The 17,720-nt window shown below is 40.0% G+C and carries 16 protein-coding genes and 1 tRNA gene; 8 read left to right on the top strand and 9 right to left on the bottom strand.

Annotated elements, in window-relative coordinates:
* Nucleotides 1–3,228 (bottom strand): immunoglobulin-like domain-containing protein (locus WSC_RS22155; RefSeq protein WP_040394094.1); only part of this gene is annotated, 3,228 nt, incomplete at its 3' end.
* A gap of 450 nt (nucleotides 3,229–3,678) precedes the next feature.
* Here WSC_RS22155 and asnB point away from each other — a divergent pair.
* Nucleotides 3,679–5,349, top strand: coding sequence for an asparagine synthase B (asnB, locus tag WSC_RS0107450; protein ID WP_016955292.1), 1,671 nt, complete (start codon nucleotides 3,679–3,681; stop codon nucleotides 5,347–5,349).
* Nucleotides 5,350–5,881: 532 nt separating this feature from the next.
* Here the strand turns inward: asnB and WSC_RS0107455 are convergent.
* Nucleotides 5,882–5,972: transfer RNA gene (locus WSC_RS0107455), tRNA-Ser, on the bottom strand.
* Between the two features lie 346 nt (nucleotides 5,973–6,318).
* Here WSC_RS0107455 and WSC_RS0107460 point away from each other — a divergent pair.
* The 6 genes from WSC_RS0107460 to WSC_RS0107485 all read left to right on the top strand — a co-directional run bounded on the left by WSC_RS0107460 (nucleotide 6,319) and on the right by WSC_RS0107485 (nucleotide 9,069).
* A complete protein-coding gene (locus tag WSC_RS0107460; RefSeq protein ID WP_016955293.1) occupies nucleotides 6,319–6,519 on the top strand; it encodes a hypothetical protein in 201 nt (66 codons plus the stop codon).
* Between the two features lie 413 nt (nucleotides 6,520–6,932).
* On the top strand, nucleotides 6,933–7,601 hold the full coding sequence (locus tag WSC_RS0107465) for a Bax inhibitor-1/YccA family protein (protein ID WP_016955294.1): 669 nt from the start codon (nucleotides 6,933–6,935) through the stop codon (nucleotides 7,599–7,601).
* 89 nt (nucleotides 7,602–7,690) lie between these two features.
* Nucleotides 7,691–8,074 carry a sulfurtransferase complex subunit TusD gene (gene tusD / locus WSC_RS0107470; protein ID WP_016955295.1) on the top strand — a complete coding sequence of 128 codons (384 nt, stop codon included), beginning with the start codon at nucleotides 7,691–7,693 and terminating at the stop codon, nucleotides 8,072–8,074.
* Entirely contained in the window at nucleotides 8,074–8,436 is a 363-nt protein-coding gene (tusC, locus tag WSC_RS0107475; protein ID WP_016955296.1) for a sulfurtransferase complex subunit TusC, read from the top strand. The genes tusD and tusC overlap by 1 nt, the downstream gene beginning before the upstream one ends.
* Nucleotides 8,437–8,446: 10 nt before the next feature.
* The gene (locus tag WSC_RS0107480) at nucleotides 8,447–8,725 is read left to right on the top strand and encodes a DsrH/TusB family sulfur metabolism protein (RefSeq protein ID WP_016955297.1); all 279 of its coding nucleotides are present in this window, start codon (nucleotides 8,447–8,449) and stop codon (nucleotides 8,723–8,725) included.
* Between the two features lie 8 nt (nucleotides 8,726–8,733).
* Nucleotides 8,734–9,069, top strand: a complete 336-nt coding sequence (locus tag WSC_RS0107485; RefSeq protein WP_016955298.1) for a TusE/DsrC/DsvC family sulfur relay protein — start codon at nucleotides 8,734–8,736, stop codon at nucleotides 9,067–9,069.
* An 18-nt stretch (nucleotides 9,070–9,087) separates the two neighbouring features.
* Here the strand turns inward: WSC_RS0107485 and WSC_RS24835 are convergent, their stop codons facing one another.
* From WSC_RS24835 to WSC_RS0107515, 6 genes are read right to left on the bottom strand one after another with little or no spacing between them, the layout of a single operon-like run.
* Complete coding sequence (locus tag WSC_RS24835) at nucleotides 9,088–9,225, bottom strand: hypothetical protein (RefSeq protein ID WP_016955299.1); 138 nt, start codon at nucleotides 9,223–9,225, stop codon at nucleotides 9,088–9,090.
* 18 nt (nucleotides 9,226–9,243) lie between these two features.
* The gene (gene serS / locus WSC_RS0107495) at nucleotides 9,244–10,536 is read right to left on the bottom strand and encodes a serine--tRNA ligase (RefSeq protein WP_016955300.1); all 1,293 of its coding nucleotides are present in this window, start codon (nucleotides 10,534–10,536) and stop codon (nucleotides 9,244–9,246) included.
* 18 nt (nucleotides 10,537–10,554) lie between these two features.
* A complete protein-coding gene (crcB, locus tag WSC_RS0107500; RefSeq protein ID WP_016955301.1) occupies nucleotides 10,555–10,929 on the bottom strand; it encodes a fluoride efflux transporter CrcB in 375 nt (124 codons plus the stop codon).
* Nucleotides 10,930–10,931: 2 nt separating this feature from the next.
* Entirely contained in the window at nucleotides 10,932–12,260 is a 1,329-nt protein-coding gene (locus WSC_RS0107505; RefSeq protein WP_016955302.1) for a replication-associated recombination protein A, read from the bottom strand.
* 22 nt (nucleotides 12,261–12,282) lie between these two features.
* Nucleotides 12,283–12,909, bottom strand: a complete 627-nt coding sequence (lolA, locus tag WSC_RS0107510; protein WP_016955303.1) for an outer membrane lipoprotein periplasmic chaperone LolA — start codon at nucleotides 12,907–12,909, stop codon at nucleotides 12,283–12,285.
* A 3-nt stretch (nucleotides 12,910–12,912) separates the two neighbouring features.
* Nucleotides 12,913–15,663: a DNA translocase FtsK gene (locus WSC_RS0107515; RefSeq protein ID WP_016955304.1), complete on the bottom strand. Its 2,751-nt coding sequence runs from the start codon at nucleotides 15,661–15,663 to the stop codon at nucleotides 12,913–12,915.
* 108 nt (nucleotides 15,664–15,771) lie between these two features.
* On the opposite strand from WSC_RS0107515, the gene ald reads away from it, so the two are divergent.
* Nucleotides 15,772–16,839, top strand: coding sequence for an alanine dehydrogenase (gene ald, locus WSC_RS0107520; RefSeq protein ID WP_016955305.1), 1,068 nt, complete (start codon nucleotides 15,772–15,774; stop codon nucleotides 16,837–16,839).
* Nucleotides 16,840–16,876: 37 nt separating this feature from the next.
* On the opposite strand, the gene WSC_RS22160 is transcribed toward ald, so the two are convergent.
* Nucleotides 16,877–17,665 (bottom strand): sulfotransferase family protein, encoded by a 789-nt coding sequence (locus WSC_RS22160; RefSeq protein WP_016955306.1) that lies wholly within the window; start codon nucleotides 17,663–17,665, stop codon nucleotides 16,877–16,879.
* Nucleotides 17,666–17,720 lie beyond the last annotated feature (55 nt).

Below are 17,720 nucleotides of genomic sequence, written 5' to 3' on the forward strand. Positions count from 1 at the left end.
CGCCGTTAAGCTGGCGGTATAAATAATGCTGCCACGTTCGCTGACACTTGGCGTACCACTTAAACTTAAGGTGGTTTGGTCTAATACATCTGCCACTGTGGTGGTCACTGAGCTGTTACCCAGCACTAGGTTTTCGAAGTTGCCACCAGACACATTGTCTAAGCTTAATGTGGTGACCACATTGTCTGCACCAGTGTAAACATCATTACCAACAGAGACACTGACTGTACCTGAGCTTTGCCCGGCCGCAATGCTAATCTCTGCGCCATTACTTAAAGTAATGGTCATATCCGTTTCTGCCGCTGCCGTTAAGCTTGCGGTATAAGTAATGCTGCCACCTTCGCTGACACTTGGGGTGCCACTTAAGCTTAAAGATACCTCTTCAACTACACCTGAAACATTAGTAGTTACACTTGAGTTACCCAATACCAAGTTTTCAAAATTACCACCCGTAATATTCGCTTCGTCAATGCTAACTGAAAGTGTACTTTGCTCAGAAGGCGCTGTTACCTCAACAGAGGCAGATGTTTGCCCCGCCAATACAACTATAATTTGACCGTTTGACAAAGGGATAGACAAATCAGTTGCTGCAGGCTGAGTTAGGCTGACTTGATAATTTATACTCTCGCCAGCTGACACATCAATATCAGCATTAAAAGTTAATGATACATCAGAAACTACGTCTGCAACGTTAGTCACAACACTTGTCGTATCTACTTGTAAATCTTCAAAACCACCACCACTTACTGAGCCTGAGTCAATTGAAACATTAAATACGCGCGCGTCTTGATATACAGAATCTTGAGTTACAAATGCGGCTGTTGCTGAAGACTGACCGGCTAAAATAGTTATAGTCAAACCATTAGTCAGTTGCACAGTCAAATCCGTGGCTGTTGGCGAAGTCGTCGAAACTGTATAATTGATGTTGGTACCTTCATTAACCTCGCTGTCTGCGGTCAAAGTTAGTTGCGTTGTTTCAACCACATCTACAACTTGCGTTGTAACTGATTCGCTAGAAATGTCTAATTGCTCAAATCCACCACCGATCACAGAATTAACGTCTATCTGATTGATAATAGTAGTTGCATCAATTACTGGTGAATTTTCTATAGCAACTAAAACACTACCAGAAGTTTGCCCTGCATTTATCACAATAGTCTCACCATTAGTAAGATTTATTGTCATATCAGAAGCTGCCGGATTCGAAAGTACTGCAGTATATTCTATCTCTTGGCCTTCATTGATAGTTGCGTCGGCATTCAAGGTTAAGCGAGTGACATCGATAGTGTCGACAATTCCTGTCGAAACAGGGTCCAAAGCAAAGGATAAACGTTCAAAGTTTCCACCGCTTACATCAATAATGCTGTCATTAATTGAATCGGATTCTGAATAAACGTCATCTGCAGCTGCAAAATCAACGACAATCTGTCCTTGCGTTTGTTCTGCTTCTATGGTTATGACATGACCGGAAGCCAAAGTTACGGTGACTTGAGTTTGAGCAGGATTTGAAAGTGTAGCTGTGTAGGTGATTTGTCCACCTGCTTCAGATACAGATTCAGATGCACTTAAAGTTAAACTGGTTTCATTAATCGTATCGGAAACATTAATTGATAGCGGCGCAGAATCAATCACTAGGTTGTCAAAACTACCACCTGATACAGATAAAATTGAATCTGTTAATACCTGAGGGTCAATATAAACATCCTCATCAGCCGCAATGATTCTTTGGGCGGTTCCAAAAATTTGTCCTGCAGATATAACTATCTCAATACCGCTTGCTAAAGTTACACTAATATCGCTTTGTGTAACCTGAGACAACACAGCAGTATACTGAACTGAGCCACCGAGTTCAGTAACATCACCATCAACCTGAATAGATAAAACAGCAGAGTTATCCCCTCGCGCAATTAAACTATCACCATTTGCAAGCGTAGTGAATTCACCATCACTAGCTGAAAGCGTGTAATCGATTGAAGTTAATGCCAATTCATCATTTTGAATTGCATCAACACCTGCTTGAGTTAAAACAATTTGGCTACCGGATATTTCAAAAAAGCCATTTTGATTGTTCTGTAATGAAATAGATAAGCTGTCGCCATCAGGATCAACCGCTTCAAATGTCGCCACAGCTTGTCCCACAAATACATTATTTTCTGATAAATTAATGCTTTGAATTGCCACCTGTGGGGCTTCGTTAATGTCAACAGTTACCGTACCTTGCGCGTTATTCGTGTTCCCAGCTAAGTCGAAGAAAGTAACAGAGACATCATGTTGTTGTTCAGTTAATTCAGCAATAACGTCGTCAGCTAAAATCCAACTACCGTCACCATTATTGGTTGCTTCAAAGGTTTGACCATTAATTGAGACCAAAATTAATGCGTCGGGATCGTCCACAGTACCAGTGATCGCGGGCGTTGTATCATCAGTAACTATACTATTAATAGTGCCTTGGGGTAGCGTCACGTCAGCTGTAATAGTAGCATTTAAAACAGTTTGGTTGCCACTTTGATCCACTAGCGTGATAGTGATTTGATTGCTACCTTCAATTAGGGTGAATGCATCAGCAATTGAAAAACTACCATCACCATTATTAGTTACAGCGATAGCTTGCCCATTTACCGTCGCAGAGATTGTTGCATTAGGGTCATCTACACTACCCGTCAATGTTGGCGTTAACGTATTAGTTAATAAATCGTCAAATGAAGCTTCTGGCGCGGTTGTGTCGATTAAAATTGTAGCTACAGGTTGAGGAGGGGTAAAGGTATTGCCATTGCTTGTTGTGATAGTAGCAGCATTGGTATCAAAGCCAGCACCAGCAATTGTTTGCTGATCATTTCGTTCTACCGAAGTAACGGTTGCACCGCCTTCACTACTACTTGAACCACCTGCCGCTGTTGCGCCTACATTCGACAAGTCCCCTTCAGCCACAGCTTGCTGAATTTGTTCAATTTCCGATAAAGTTGCGTCGTCTAAGTCATCGTTTGGGTTTTCGATCTCGCCAGTAATTTCAACTTCAGTTGTTTGGCTTTCTGCAGCAACTATTTCAGCCTCTTCGCCATCGGCTTTGATAAACTTGATTTTTGCACCGGCTTCCAACACCAATATTTGCCCTGCAAAAACGGATTCACCTATAGATACAGGAATTAGTTGACCATCAACCATTCGATATACCAAACCTTGTATATCCGAAATTCTACCCGACTCTTTTAATACTACTTCACTCGCCATACAACCCTCACTTGGAGCGACTCACTCCAAACTTTTTCTAACTTGACAACCTATGGTTCCAGTCTAGCCTAAAGGTATAATATTTCAAAGATATACTGCCTGCTTGGCCGAGTGTTTATCCTAGAATTGTTAGCTACTCGACATTAACTTTGTTTGATGTGGATATTCACCTTTAGATCGTTCAGAAAATTGAACACAGCTTGAAACATTCAATTTCAAGTAGCTTGGGTATATAAGCTTTGTTATAATCGCCCGCTTTGACGAGCCCAGCTTCATAATATTGTCATCAGAATCACATCAACTTGTACAAAAATGAATAATTCTCGTGCCTGACACTTGTATTCTGCAAAATAATGAATATGCTGGCTTACCCGATTTTTGGGATGAATTTCCCATTTGTGATTTCGAATTAAAAGTTAGATTAAGGTTGAAGAGGGAGTAATTAACTCTATGTGCTCAATTTTTGGTATTCTCGATTTAAAAACAGATCGAGCTGAACTTAGACAGCAAGCTTTAGAGCTGTCTAAATTATTACGTCACCGCGGTCCTGATTGGTCAGGTATTTATGCTGGTGAAAACGCTATTCTTGCTCATGAAAGACTTGCTATTGTAGATGTAGACAATGGTGCACAGCCGCTCTTCAATCAAAATCGAAATCACGTATTGGCTGTGAACGGTGAAATCTACAATCACAAAGAATTAGAAGCGGGTTTAACCATTGATTACAAACTTCAGACTAAATCTGACTGTGAAGTAATCTTAGCTAAATACGAAGAAAAAGGTATCGACTTCATTGACGAGTTAAAAGGTATGTTTGCTTTCATCCTTTATGATGAAACTAAAAACGAATATCTAATTGCTCGTGACCACATGGGTATTATCCCACTATATATGGGTTGGGATGAACACGGTAACTTCTACGTAGCTTCAGAAATGAAAGCTTTAGTACCTGTATGTCGTTCAATTAAAGAATTCCCTCCAGGACACTATTTACATAGTTCAACTGGCGAGTTAACTAAATATTACGCACGTGACTGGATGAGTTATGACGCGGTAAAAGACGCAGAAGCTGATCCAAAAGATATTCACGACGCGTTAGAAAAAGCAGTTAAAACTCACTTAATGTCTGACGTACCTTACGGTGTGTTATTGTCTGGTGGTTTAGATTCATCTGTGATTTCAGCTATTACACAAAAATTTGCAGCAAAACGTGTTGAAGACAACGATCAATCTGATGCTTGGTGGCCAAAACTTCATTCATTTGCAGTAGGTTTAGAAGGTGCTCCTGATTTAATCGCTGCGAAAAAAGTAGCTGATGCAATTGGTACTGTTCACCACGAAATTCACTATACAGTGCAAGACGGTATTGATGCAGTACGTGATGTAATCTATCACCTAGAAACCTACGATGTTACAACAATTCGTGCTTCTACCCCTATGTACTTAATGGCGCGCAAGATCAAAGCCATGGGTATCAAGATGGTACTGTCAGGTGAAGGTTCAGACGAAGTATTCGGTGGTTATTTATATTTCCATAAAGCACCAAATGCTAAAGAGTTCCATGAAGAAACTTTACGTAAATTAAATAAACTTCACATGTTTGACTGTGCGCGTGCAAACAAAGCTATGTCAGCTTGGGGTGTTGAGTCTCGTGTTCCATTCTTGGACAAAGACTTTATGGACATTGCTATGTCTATCAACCCTGAAGCGAAAATGTGTAAAGACGGTAAGATTGAAAAACACATCTTACGTGAAGCATTTGATGGTTATTTACCAGAAGAAGTTTTATGGCGTCAGAAAGAACAATTCAGTGATGGTGTTGGTTATAGCTGGATTGATAGCTTAAAAGCACATGCTGCTGAGCAAGTTTCAGATGACCAGTTGGCGAATGCTGAGCACAAGTTCACTTACAACACACCTGACACCAAAGAAGCTTACTACTACAGAAGCATTTTTGAAGAATTCTTCCCACACCCAAGTTGTGCAGAATGTGTACCTGGTGGTAAGTCAGTAGCTTGTAGTACTCCTGAAGCACTAGCTTGGGATGAGAGCTTCAGCAAAATGGCTGATCCTTCAGGCCGTGCAGTTTCTTCTGTACACAATGACTCTTATAAAAGCTAATTGAATATCAGTTAGTTATAAAGCTTCTAAAGCCCTCTTCTGAGGGCTTTTTTGTATCTACTGGACAATGCCCCCACTCGCCTTTAAAAGTTTAACTAAATACAGCGCTTAACCTAAACTAGAGCTAACAAGTTAGCTAATGCATGGTAATTTAAAAATCTCTCAATAATTTTTAAGGGCAAATAGCCCATAGAAAATAAGTAGTTAACCAGAATTCAGGTTACTTGACTACACTCCTAATAGCTCCTCCTCTGAATTGCAGATAACAGCAGGCACACTGAATTCAATTTGACAGTCGAATACCTTTGAGAATAGATATAATCAATCCTGCGTCTAATCAGCAAGTTTAGGGGATGATAAAGCTACGAAGGTAAGAAGAATATTGGTTCGGATTAAGGGTATTGTATTGAAGAAAAAATTAATGATTACGAAAAGTCAGAGCGTTATGAATCTAGTATAATTCAAAATTGATTTTTGTATTTTATGGAGTTTTTAAATCTTGGACTGTGAGTTGACTAACCCAAGCAGAGAGTGGCGGTGAGGCAGGGATTTGAACCCTGGGTACGCTATTAACGTACGCCGGTTTTCAAGACCGGTGCTTTCAACCACTCAGCCACCTCACCGCAGTTCTGGACTGTTCCCTTGGGAACGCGGCGAATATTAAGGGCATATCGAACCTTTGTAAAGCACTAAAACAAACTTTTTTTAATTTTTTTGATCGTTCGGTTATATATCAACCAATCAGAGCAAATAAGCAGCAAAAACATATAATTTGATGGTTAAAAACTGTGAATTGATGAATATTCCCCAGAACAATCTATTCAACACTGGGTATAAATTCACAGTCATATTTAAGGCTTTTTCAATTTTCTCCGAAAAAACTAGATTGATTAACTGACCTTCATTTGACAAATAAAATCGCTTTCGCTATTTTGTATATACATAGCATATACTTTGCATATCACCCTTATGACAAGCAAATCAACACGTAAAAAAACCAATAAAAAAGACAGTCAGTTATTAATTAGGATAAATGGTGCTGAGCGTGACGCTTTTGTCGAACTCTGTGAGCAACTAGACACTACAGCAGCGAGAGAAGTTAGAAGGTTTATTAGAAAGTTTATGGAAAAGCATTCGGCTTCGTCAGCAGATGACGAAGCTTCATTATAACCAATAATATTTGTTGGTTATCCACAACAGCCGCGAGGCTGATTTAACTATACATAGAGGAAAAAACTATGGCTAAAAAAGTAAAAGCACTTAAAAAATAGTTGAAAGCACGCAAAGCTAAAGTTGCGAAGCAAGAGTCAAAAATCAAAAAACTTAAAAAAGCGTTAAAGAAAGCGAAATAAGTTTTATTGATTGAGAACTTTGCGAAATTAGCGTTTTGCAAAGTTCTTATTTGATACTTCTACCCTGCCCGCCAAAATTCTCTGCTTTTGACAAAATATGTCAAAAATTCCCTTGAAAGTACTAGACTGCACCACAATATTCTGTAACATTAAATGCAACCAAATTAAAAATAATCGTTCTAACCATAGAACTTATTTAATAAACAATTTCACTTAACAAAGAGGTGTAATATGGAAAACCGCACAACTTACGTTGATCATGCCAGTTCATCCGTACTAGAAACCAACAAGGTATTACGTAATACCTATTCACTATTAGCTATGACATTAGCATTCAGTGCTGCTGTAGCAGGCATTACTGGTGCAATGAACTTACCAATGCCACACTGGATTGTTTTCTTGGTAGGTGCATACGGTTTAATGTTCTTAGTCCACAAAACAGCTAACTCTTCTATGGGTATTGTAAGCTGCTTCGCGTTCACTGGCTTTATGGGTTACACCTTAGGTCCAATGCTTTCTATGGTAGTAGCAGCAGGTGCGAGCGACTTAATCGTACTAGCATTAGGTGGTACAGCCCTAACCTTCTTTGGTTTGTCTGCGTACGTGTTAACAACTAAGAAAGATATGTCGTTCTTGGGTGGCATGATGATGGCTGGCTTTGTAGTACTTATCGTAGCAATGCTCGCTAATATCTTCTTGCAAATTCCAGCGATATCTTTAGCAATTAGTGCAATGTTCATCTTATTTTCATCTGGTGCGATTTTAATGCAAACCAGTGCGATTATTCACGGTGGTGAGCGTAACTACATATTAGCAACTATTAGCTTATATGTTTCTATCTACAATATTTTTGTTAGCTTATTGCAATTATTAATGGCATTTGCTGGCAACGACGATTAATCTTTAACTAGATAAACGTCAAAAAAGGCCTCTGTAGAGGCCTTTTTTATTTCTAATGATAAAATAGCAAGTTATTAGCATTATCTATCATGGCAAAAATTTTACTTTTTATTACCAGCGGTCCTGAAACAGATAGTGGCCAAAGCGCGCTGAGCTACGCTGAGCAAGCTGTAAAACACCACTCACTAGCAGGCGTATTCTTTTATTCCGATGCTGTTTACGTTGCAAATAAGCTGCGTACACCGCCATCAGACGAAATAAATATAACACAAGGCTGGCAAACCCTAAGTCAGCAACATGCTGTGGAGCTCATTGTCTGTTCAGCTGCCGCACAAAGACGTGGAATTCTAGATGCTAGTGAAGCCGATTATCATGGTTTAGTCGGTGATAGCCTAGCGCAACATTTCCGCATTGGTGGATTAGGTGAATATGTAGAACTACAAATGCAAGCTGACAGAGTGGTACAGTTTTAATGAATAATCACAAACACGCCATAATATTTAATCACTCCCCTTTTACCAATGATAAAGGTAAAGAAGGCTTAGAGTTAGCACTAACCTTAGCTACTTACGAGCAGTCTGTTGCATTATTTTTTACTGGTAATGCGCCGTTGCAACTTAGCACACAAATAGCTGCAGACAAGCTTAATCGCAAAAACTACAGCCAAGGATTTAAAGCATTAGACTTATACGATATTGAAGAGGTATACCTTGAGCAAACGGCGATGGAGGAATTGCAACTGCAGGAAGATAATTTAGCGATTGAAGCTCAACTGCTGTCAGCCGAGGCTTTTTTGGCTAAATTAAGTGAATTTGATGTTGTACTAGAGTTTTAAGGGGATAACTATGCCAAAACCATTGTATACGGTTAAAAGCATTTTAAGTTCGACTAGATTATCCGAGCTAGCACAACAACTTAAAAACAAAGCCATCTTATTTACTGAAGATGGCTGCTATAACTTACTCAAAAGTGAAATACAGCAATTTGAACAATGCCATGTGCTCGCAGATGATGCATCAGCCCGAGGTTTATCTTGTACACAACCAAGCCAAATTTGGTTATCCAAGCAAGAATGGGTAGAATTAACCATTAAACACCAGCCTATTATTCAAATTGGTAATTAACGAATCGTATGAGTGAACTTGTATTTAATCAGCAAGCTATTGCTGTAGACAAACATGGATATTTACAAAACTATTTAGACTGGAGTGAAGCGCTCGCCCCTGTGTTAGCAGAGCAAGAAAATATTGAGTTAACTGAGTCTCACTGGGAAGTGATTTGGTTTGTGCGTAACTTCTATTTGGAGTTTAAAACCAGCCCTGCAATTCGGATTTTGGTGAAAGCAATTGGGCAAAAGTTAGGTAAAGACAAAGGTAACAGTCCGTATTTATACAAGTTATTTCCCAAAGGCCCAGCTAAACAAGCAACAAAAATAGCGGGTTTACCAAAACCCGCTAAATGCATCTAATCATCACAAAGGGTAGTTTTAGCCCTTAGCTGATTTCCATGTTAGGTAAGCGTCAAAAGCCAGTACTAACACAGAGCCAAATATGGCGATAATAAGCAACCAATAGACTGCTTTTAAAAACAATTTAACCGGTGATGGTTGTGATCTTTTCGCCATATCAACTCCAATACAAAATTAGGCAGAAATAACCGTTAAGCCGCCCATATAAGGCTGTAATACTTCAGGCACTTTAATAGAGCCGTCAGCTTGCTGATAATTCTCTAAAATTGCCACTAAAGTACGGCCTACTGCTAGACCCGAACCATTTAGAGTATGTAACAATTCTGGCTTTTTCGCACCTTTTCTACGTAATCTAGCCTGCATACGACGTGCTTGGAAGTCTTGCATATTAGAACAAGATGAAATTTCACGATAACAATCTTGCGCTGGTAACCAAACTTCTAAATCGTAAGTTTTAGCTGCACCAAAGCCCATATCACCAGTACATAACGCCATTACACGGTAAGGTAAGTTCAATAGCTGCAATACTTTTTCGGCATGGCCGGTTAAATCTTCAAGCGCTTGCATTGAATCTTCTGGTTTAACCAGCTGAACTAATTCAACTTTATCAAACTGATGTTGACGAATTAATCCACGAGTATCGCGACCTGATGAGCCAGCTTCAGAACGAAAACAAGGGGTATGTGCAGTTAATTTAACCGGCAGATGTTCTTCATCAAAAATCTCATCACGCGCTAAGTTAGTTAATGGCACTTCCGCTGTTGGGATGAGTGACATACCCGCGCCGTCAGCAGATAAAGGCTGAGTATGGAATAAATCTTCACCAAATTTTGGTAACTGGCCTGTACCATATAAGCTGTCAGAGTTAACAATGTAAGGCACATAAGTTTCGCTATAACCATGCTCTTGGGTATGTAAATCCAGCATAAACTGCGACAAGGCACGATGCATACGCGCTATTTGACCACGCATCACCACAAAACGTGCTGCTGACAATTTAACACCACTTTCAAAATCTAAACCTTTACCTAAAGCTTCGGCTAAATCTACATGGTCTTTTACAGCAAAATCAAAGCTCGGCACTGTACCCCATGTGCGCACTTCAACATTATCAGCTTCGTCTGCACCAACTGGCACTGATTCATCAGGTAAATTAGGGATACCCAAAGTTAAGCTATCCCATTGTTGCATAACTTCTGCAAGCTCAGTTTTAGCTGCATCTAATGCTGAGCCTAACTCACCTACTTGTGCTAACAAAGGCGCAATGTCTTCACCAGCCGCTTTGGCTTTACCTATGTTTTTAGAACGGGCATTTCGCTCGTTTTGTAAGTTTTCAGTTTTAACTTGAATGGCTTTACGTTTTTCTTCTAATTGAACTAACGCATCAACATCTAACTTAAAACCACGAGTTTCTAATCGTGCGGCAACTTGCTCTAAGTCGCTACGTAAAATTTTAGGATCTAACATTCTATAACCAGTTCTTTTTTAAAATTTAATCCCGACTAATTTACTGCCTATCCAAGCAGCAAACAGACAAACAAAAACGTTTAATAATATATTCAGACTCGCTTTAATCCACGCCCCTTGCTGTAATAACAACAAGGTGTCCATAGAAAATGTTGAGAAGGTAGTTAACGCCCCTAAAAAGCCAATACCAATAAATGTACGCCAAGGAATTAATTGCACATATCCTTGAGCGATTAAGGTATACAAAAAGCCAATTATCAGCGAGCCCAAAACATTGACCAACAGTGTACCAAAAGGAAACTCTTTACCAAACCAGATTAACGCTTGTTGTGAAAGAAAATATCTTAAACACGCGCCCAAAGCGCCACCAATGGCAATAAACACATAAGTCACGGTTATTCATACCTCTTATTTGTGCTTTGTTGGTCAAGATTGGCGAGGTAATCTAGTTTTTGTTGAATTTTACTTTCAATGCCACGTTCGGTTGGAAAATAATATTGTGTATCTTTAATTTCTTCTGGCATATAACACTCACCCGCCGCGTATGCGTTGGCTTCGTTATGTGCGTATCTATATTCTGCGCCATGGCCAAGCGATTTATTAATTTGAGTTGGTGCGTTGCGCAAATGAAACGGCACATCAAAGCTAGGTAAATTTTCAGCATCACGCAATGCCGCTTTAAACGCAGTATACACAGCATTACTTTTTGCAGCACATGCCAAGTAAACAGCCGCTTGAGCAATCGCCCTTTCACCTTCAGCTGGGCCTACGCGGGTATAACAGTCCCATGCATTTAAAGCAACCTGCATAGCTCTTGGGTCTGCATTGCCAATATCTTCAGAGGCAATAGCTAATAATCTACGTGCAACATATAAAGGATCAACACCCGATTTCAACATGCGTGCATACCAATACAAAGCACCATCTGGCGATGAACCACGAACAGATTTGTGAAAAGCTGAGATCATGTCATAAAACAGATCGCCGCCTTTATCACCCGCAACCACTTTATGCTCTAACAGAGTTTGTACATGTTCATCGGAAATAACCCGCAGGCCGTTTTCATCAGCTTCCGACATATCTGTGAGAATTTCTAACAAATTAAGCAGCTTACGTGCATCACCATCACTGTAGTCAACTAACGCATTTTGAATATCGGCTGGAATTTCTAACGTGGCTGACTCACCACTATGTTGCGGACGATTTTTAACTTGAGCGATTAACTGCAATAAATCGTCTTTGTTGTGCTTTTTAAGTAGATAAACACGTGCACGTGATAACAAAGCTCTGTTTAGTTCAAAACCTGGATTTTCGGTAGTTGCGCCAACAAAAATAACAGTGCCATCTTCGATATAAGGCAAAAATGCATCTTGTTGTGATTTGTTGAATCTATGTACCTCATCGACAAACAAGACAGTTTTTTGTCCTTGCGCTTGGGCGACATTTTTTGCATTGTCGATGGCTTGGCGAATATCCTTTACACCAGAGGTAACAGCTGAGATACGTTCAATGTGTGCATTTGCGTATTGAGCAATTAATTCTGCGAGAGTGGTTTTGCCAGTACCTGGCGGCCCCCACAAAATAAGTGAATGCACACGGCCAGACTTAATCGCTTTAAATAAGGGTTTATCTGGCCCTAGTATATGCGACTGACCAATGTACTGTTCAATAGTCTGCGCGCGCATACGCGCAGCTAAAGGTTTATTCAACTCATCAAATAACATGGTTAAAAATTAGCTTAACTTGTTATCTTTGATCGTCTACTTCAATGCCATCTTCAATGGCAAATTTGAAGTAGTTCGCTGCATAATCGCTGCTGTTACGTAGGTTAAATGCAGTAAATGAGTATTCGCTTAATTGGTTCTGTCTGTCTTTAATATTTAATGCTGTCACTTGGTCGGTTGCAGAAAAAGCTAAATCCACATAATCAATTTGCTGCTCTTGTGATTTAGCTTTGATTCGATAAGTTTTATCTGTGACCTTAGATATTTCATACGCCTGCCATGCATCTGATGTTGGCTGTAATAATAATAAAATTGGGTTTGAATCAACTAAACTGATGTAGTTATAAATTGATACTTGCTCAACAAACGGGTCAAAAAACCACACGCTTTGGCCATCTGACACTAATAAATTTTCGTTCGGCTCATAAGTTTGCCAACGAAATTTATTTGGTTGAACTATATCAACTTGACCTTGCGTGGTTTGCACCACTTTACCTTGACTATCCGTCACTTTTTGCGAGAACTGCGCGCTAAACCCTGATAAGGTTTGTAATTTTTGTTGTAATTCTTTTACTGCTTCGTTTGCTTGTAAACCACACGTCATCATCACTAACGACGCGCCTAAAACCATTTTTTTTATAAACTGCATATATTAATCATCCAATTTTGGTGGCGCTGCCGCCAATACTTCACGTGCCCCGTTGTGGCCTGCACTGGTTACGACCCCAGACATTTCCATTTGTTCCACAATGCGAGCCGCACGATTATAACCAATTCTAAATTTACGTTGTACGCTAGAAACCGATACTTTGCGAGTTTCGGTTACAAAAGCAACTGCTTCGTCGTATAAAGCATCAACCTCTTCACCCTCTGCCATTTCTGGCTGCTCACCTGGTAATAAAATTTCTTCTTCGCCACTTAATACTTCTTCAATATAATCTGGTTTACCACGCAGCTTCCACTCTGCAACAACCGCATGTACTTCGTGATCATCCACAAATGCACCGTGCGCACGAGTTGGGATATTTGTACCCGAAGGTTGATAAAGCATATCACCCATACCTAACAAACTTTCCGCACCTTGTTGGTCTAAAATCGTTCGAGAGTCAATTTTTGATGAAACCGATAAACCAATACGAGTTGGAATGTTTGCTTTAATTAAACCTGTAATAACATCAACTGACGGTCTTTGTGTCGCCAAAATTAAGTGAATACCAGCGGCACGTGCTTTTTGTGCAATACGTGCAATAAGTTCTTCAACTTTTTTACCGACAATCATCATCATGTCGGCAAATTCGTCAATCACCACAACTATACTCGGCAGTTTTTCAAGCTCAGGGGCACTTTCTGCCATGCTATCGCCCGGCTTCCATAATGGATCAGTTAATGGTGTGCCAGCTTCAATATTTTCTTCAACTTTGGCGTTAAAACCTTTGAGGTTACGCACCCCAACGGCAGCCATCAATTTATAACGACGTTCCATTTCACCTACACACCAACGTAGCGCGTTTGATGCATCTTTCATGTCGGTGACAACTTCACACAATAAATGTGGAATGTCTTCGTAAATCGCAAGCTCCAACATTTTTGGATCTATCATTATCATGCGTAGCTCAGCCGGAGTCGCTTTATATAAAAAGCTTAAAATCATGGTATTTACCAATACCGACTTACCCGAGCCTGTAGTACCCGCCACTAATACATGCGGCATTTTCGCCAAATCAGCAATAACAGGTTTGCCCATAGTGTCGCAACCTAACACCATAGTTAGCGGTGATTTCGACTTTTCAAATGCATCCGTTTCAATTACTTCACTTAAGCGCACGGTTTCACGGTTTTTATTCGGAAGTTCTAAGCCGATGAAAGGTTTACCAGGAATAACCTCAACCACACGCACAGAAGCTGTAGACAATGACCGCGCCAAATCTTTTGACAAGTTAGTAATGGCTGAAACTTTCACCCCAGGTGCCAAATCAAGCTCTAACATAGTAATAACCGGGCCTGGATAAACCCCAACTACGTCAGCTTTAATTTTGTATTCAAGCAATTTAGCTTCAACTAAACGTGCTACAGCATCCATTTGCTCTTGAGTAATTGGGTTTTCTTTTTTGTCTGCTCTGTCTAGCAAATCAAATGATGGTAAAGGTGTCAGTGGTGGACGAGCAGCCTCTTCCGCCGCTATTTTTTCTTGCTCTGCCATAAAATCAGCATAAGAAGTTTGATCAGACGACACACGAATATGCGCTTTTTGCGGTTTATCTGCTACTTGAGCCTTGGCATCTGCTTGCTCTTCTGGCAAAGGTAATAAAGTTTGTAAGGTGTCTTCATCCATCTCAGCCAATTCTTTAAATTCGCCGTGACTGAAATCGTCTGCTTGAATTTGCTCAAGACTTCCTAATTCTGGTTCTTTTCTTTCTGAGCTTGTTGAAGTTTCTGCTGCTAACTCTGGCGACTTGGCAACATCAGCAATTTTTGGCAATTCTAGTTTGTCTTCAGTTGAGGTATCTGACTCTTTGTTACCAAAAATGGAATCTAAACTAGGCATTAAACGTTTTTTAACTGTCTCGGTTTGCGGTTCAGCTTCTTCTTCGTCCAATTCAGAGTCTTGTGCAACTTTATCTTGTTGCCAAGGCAATTTATTTGTGCCTAACAAACGGGTTTGCGGTTTATCAGAACTGTCTTCAAGCCCTTTAACACTGGTCGATTTCTCTTCAGTGATATTTAAGTCCGATTTAGCAAAGTCCGAATCATCAGAGTCTGCTTGTTGTCTTTTGGCTGCAAGCTTTTCTTTTAATTGATTAAATTGCTGCCATAACCAATCACCGGCAAAAATAACGTACTCACCGGTTTTGTCGATTAAAAACAGCCAAGAAACACCAAATAACAAAGTAACACCGGTGCAGAAAAAGCACAGTAACAACAAGGTTGAGCCAACAAAATTGAAATATGGCAGCATAGATTTACTGACGACATCACCTAACAAACCACCAGATGAATACACAAATACATCCGCAAAATTCATGCTAGACAGTGCTGTGGTTGAAACCAGCAATAAAACAAAACCTATAATACGCAATCCAAGCGCTAAAAAATCAACTTCAAAGAAATTCGGTTTCTTTTGAAATAACACCCAACCCAAATAACTTACAGCCACTGGCACTAAATAAGCAACTGCGCCAAAAAAGAATAAAAGAATATCGGCAAGCCACGCGCCTATCGCGCCAGCCATATTGCGAACAGGCATATCGTAGCCAGATTGGCTCCAACTTGGGTCTAACGGGTCAAAAGAAACGAGTGCCAACATAAGATACAAAGCACAACAGCCACAGGCTAACAATCCAACTTCAAGAAGGCGTTGAATACCAGTTAACGATTTAGCTTGGGTGTTTTCGGTCAAAATCATACTCACCTGTTATAGTTATTTCCGCGTGTCATTCTAACGTGATTTAACATCTTAATAAATTATTACCTATACTGAATAGAGACAGTGTTGGCAAATGAGCAGCTTAATATGAATATTGGTGTGATAAAAGAAATAAAAGTTCATGAATATCGCGTTGGCTTAACCCCAGACAGTGTTGCCGAATTGGTAAAAAACAACCATTGGGTATGGGTGGAATCTGGTGCAGGTTTAGGCGCAAATTTTACCGACCAAATGTATCAACAAGCAGGCGCTATTGTTGGCACTAAACAACAGGTGTTTGAGCACGCCAATTTAATTGTAAAAGTAAAAGAACCTTTATTAGAAGAAGTTGGCTTTTTTAAACCTGAACACGTGTTATTTACCTATTTACATTTAGCGGCTGATAAAAAACTCACCCAAGCATTAGCCGCTACAGGGGCAACTTTTATAGCTTACGAAACAGTGACCAATGAATTAGGCCAACTGCCGCTATTGCAACCTATGTCACAAATTGCTGGGCGATTAGCCACCCAAGTAGGCGCACAATCTTTATTAAAATCGCAAGGTGGTAAAGGTAAATTATTGGGAGGACTACCTGGGGTGCCCCCTGCACATGTAGTGGTTATCGGTGCTGGTAATGTTGGAAAACAAGCAGCGCTAATTGCCATGGGCATGCAAGCAAAAGTAACCATGCTCGATACCAATATCGACCGGCTCGACCAACTAAAAAACAAATATGCTGGTAATTTAGATTGTGTAATCGCCTCAGAAAACACCATTAAAGCCGCGGTACTAGAAGCAGATTTAGTGATAGGTGCAGTATTAGTTACCGGCGCTAGCTCACCAAAACTTGTGAAAAAAGACTGGTTAAGCCAAATGGAAAAACACTCTGTGTTGGTGGATGTAGCAATTGACCAAGGAGGCTGTTTCGAAACATCGCGACCAACAACGCACAGCGAGCCAACTTATGAAGTTGATGGCATAGTGCATTATTGCGTCACCAATATGCCAGGTGCAGTGCCTGTTACCTCAACTATAGCTTTAAATAATGCCACCCTGCCCTATGTAAAACGTATCGCTGAACTAGGTTTAGAAAAAGCTTTGGCTGAAGATGTGGGGTTAAATAATGGAGTGAATATTTTACATGGAAAGGTTGTTTATAAGGGGTTGATATAACCCCTTACTCATCTGACTTATTCATCTACTTAGTTAATTAGCTAGAAAAGCGTTTACCGCGCTTACGCTTAAACTCTCTCACTTTCAAAAAGCCATGAAGTTTTAGTGACAGCCTCTTAAAAACTGAAATTGTTTCTGGATAACGGCTTTTGGAAAAATCTGGCTCGACACCATCCAGAATAGATTCCCAACTGTCGTCATTTTCATAACCACAATCAATTAAATCTGGGGTCATTGAGCCATGGCGCAATGTTTGACCTTTAATACGTTGTAAATTCTTTTTCCATAAGCCGATGCTTGCTGGGCTTATTGGGCGAAGTCCTTTTAAAGCTTTTGATGAACCTTCAGATACTTTGGCATGTAAATGGTAGTCAGTGAAATCGTGCAATTTTTCTAACCAAGGGAAACGTTGCATTATTTGTTGCTGCACTGCGTTTGGATCAGAAACAAAATCTTCGTAGCGAATTTCTAAAAAGTTATTGAAATTACGCAACGCCTTACCGTGTGCATGTAAATCACGCCATAGCGTTAAATTTGAGTAATACTTGGACATGTCTTTCCCGTGACGACTACAAATCGAATCACGCGGATCACGCAACAAATAAATCACGTAAAAATCGGGTGTTTGATCAAGTATTTGCGACATGTAATAAGTGTCTTTTGGTCTTTTACTAATCAACACATCACCATCATTCCCATCAGTTAAATGGAAACGAATTTCGTGATCGTATTTTTTATCAACTTTAAAGCAAGTCACCATTGCCTCGTGCAATAAAGTTGTGCCGGTACGAGGTGAGCAAGCTACGATATGAATTTGTTTAAACATGCAGTTTGTAGATATTAGAATTTAAAACAAAGGTCAATGATAACACATTATGATT

It is taken from the genome of Catenovulum agarivorans YM01 (assembly GCF_000281085.1).
Classification (GTDB): domain Bacteria; phylum Pseudomonadota; class Gammaproteobacteria; order Enterobacterales; family Alteromonadaceae; genus Catenovulum; species Catenovulum agarivorans.

What these genes read in the sequence shown, in the direction of transcription:
- asnB (WP_016955292.1), top strand. Translation starts at nt 3,679, where the DNA reads ATGTGCTCAATTTTTGGTATTCTCGATTTAAAAACAGATCGAGCTGAA.
- WSC_RS0107460 (WP_016955293.1), top strand. Translation starts at nt 6,319, where the DNA reads ATGACAAGCAAATCAACACGTAAAAAAACCAATAAAAAAGACAGTCAG.
- WSC_RS0107465 (WP_016955294.1), top strand. Translation starts at nt 6,933, where the DNA reads ATGGAAAACCGCACAACTTACGTTGATCATGCCAGTTCATCCGTACTA.
- tusD (WP_016955295.1), top strand. Translation starts at nt 7,691, where the DNA reads ATGGCAAAAATTTTACTTTTTATTACCAGCGGTCCTGAAACAGATAGT.
- tusC (WP_016955296.1), top strand. Translation starts at nt 8,074, where the DNA reads ATGAATAATCACAAACACGCCATAATATTTAATCACTCCCCTTTTACC.
- WSC_RS0107480 (WP_016955297.1), top strand. Translation starts at nt 8,447, where the DNA reads ATGCCAAAACCATTGTATACGGTTAAAAGCATTTTAAGTTCGACTAGA.
- WSC_RS0107485 (WP_016955298.1), top strand. Translation starts at nt 8,734, where the DNA reads ATGAGTGAACTTGTATTTAATCAGCAAGCTATTGCTGTAGACAAACAT.
- WSC_RS24835 (WP_016955299.1), bottom strand. Translation starts at nt 9,225, where the DNA reads ATGGCGAAAAGATCACAACCATCACCGGTTAAATTGTTTTTAAAAGCA.
- serS (WP_016955300.1), bottom strand. Translation starts at nt 10,536, where the DNA reads ATGTTAGATCCTAAAATTTTACGTAGCGACTTAGAGCAAGTTGCCGCA.
- WSC_RS0107505 (WP_016955302.1), bottom strand. Translation starts at nt 12,260, where the DNA reads ATGTTATTTGATGAGTTGAATAAACCTTTAGCTGCGCGTATGCGCGCG.
- lolA (WP_016955303.1), bottom strand. Translation starts at nt 12,909, where the DNA reads ATGCAGTTTATAAAAAAAATGGTTTTAGGCGCGTCGTTAGTGATGATG.
- WSC_RS0107515 (WP_016955304.1), bottom strand. Translation starts at nt 15,663, where the DNA reads ATGATTTTGACCGAAAACACCCAAGCTAAATCGTTAACTGGTATTCAA.
- ald (WP_016955305.1), top strand. Translation starts at nt 15,772, where the DNA reads ATGAATATTGGTGTGATAAAAGAAATAAAAGTTCATGAATATCGCGTT.
- WSC_RS22160 (WP_016955306.1), bottom strand. Translation starts at nt 17,665, where the DNA reads ATGTTTAAACAAATTCATATCGTAGCTTGCTCACCTCGTACCGGCACA.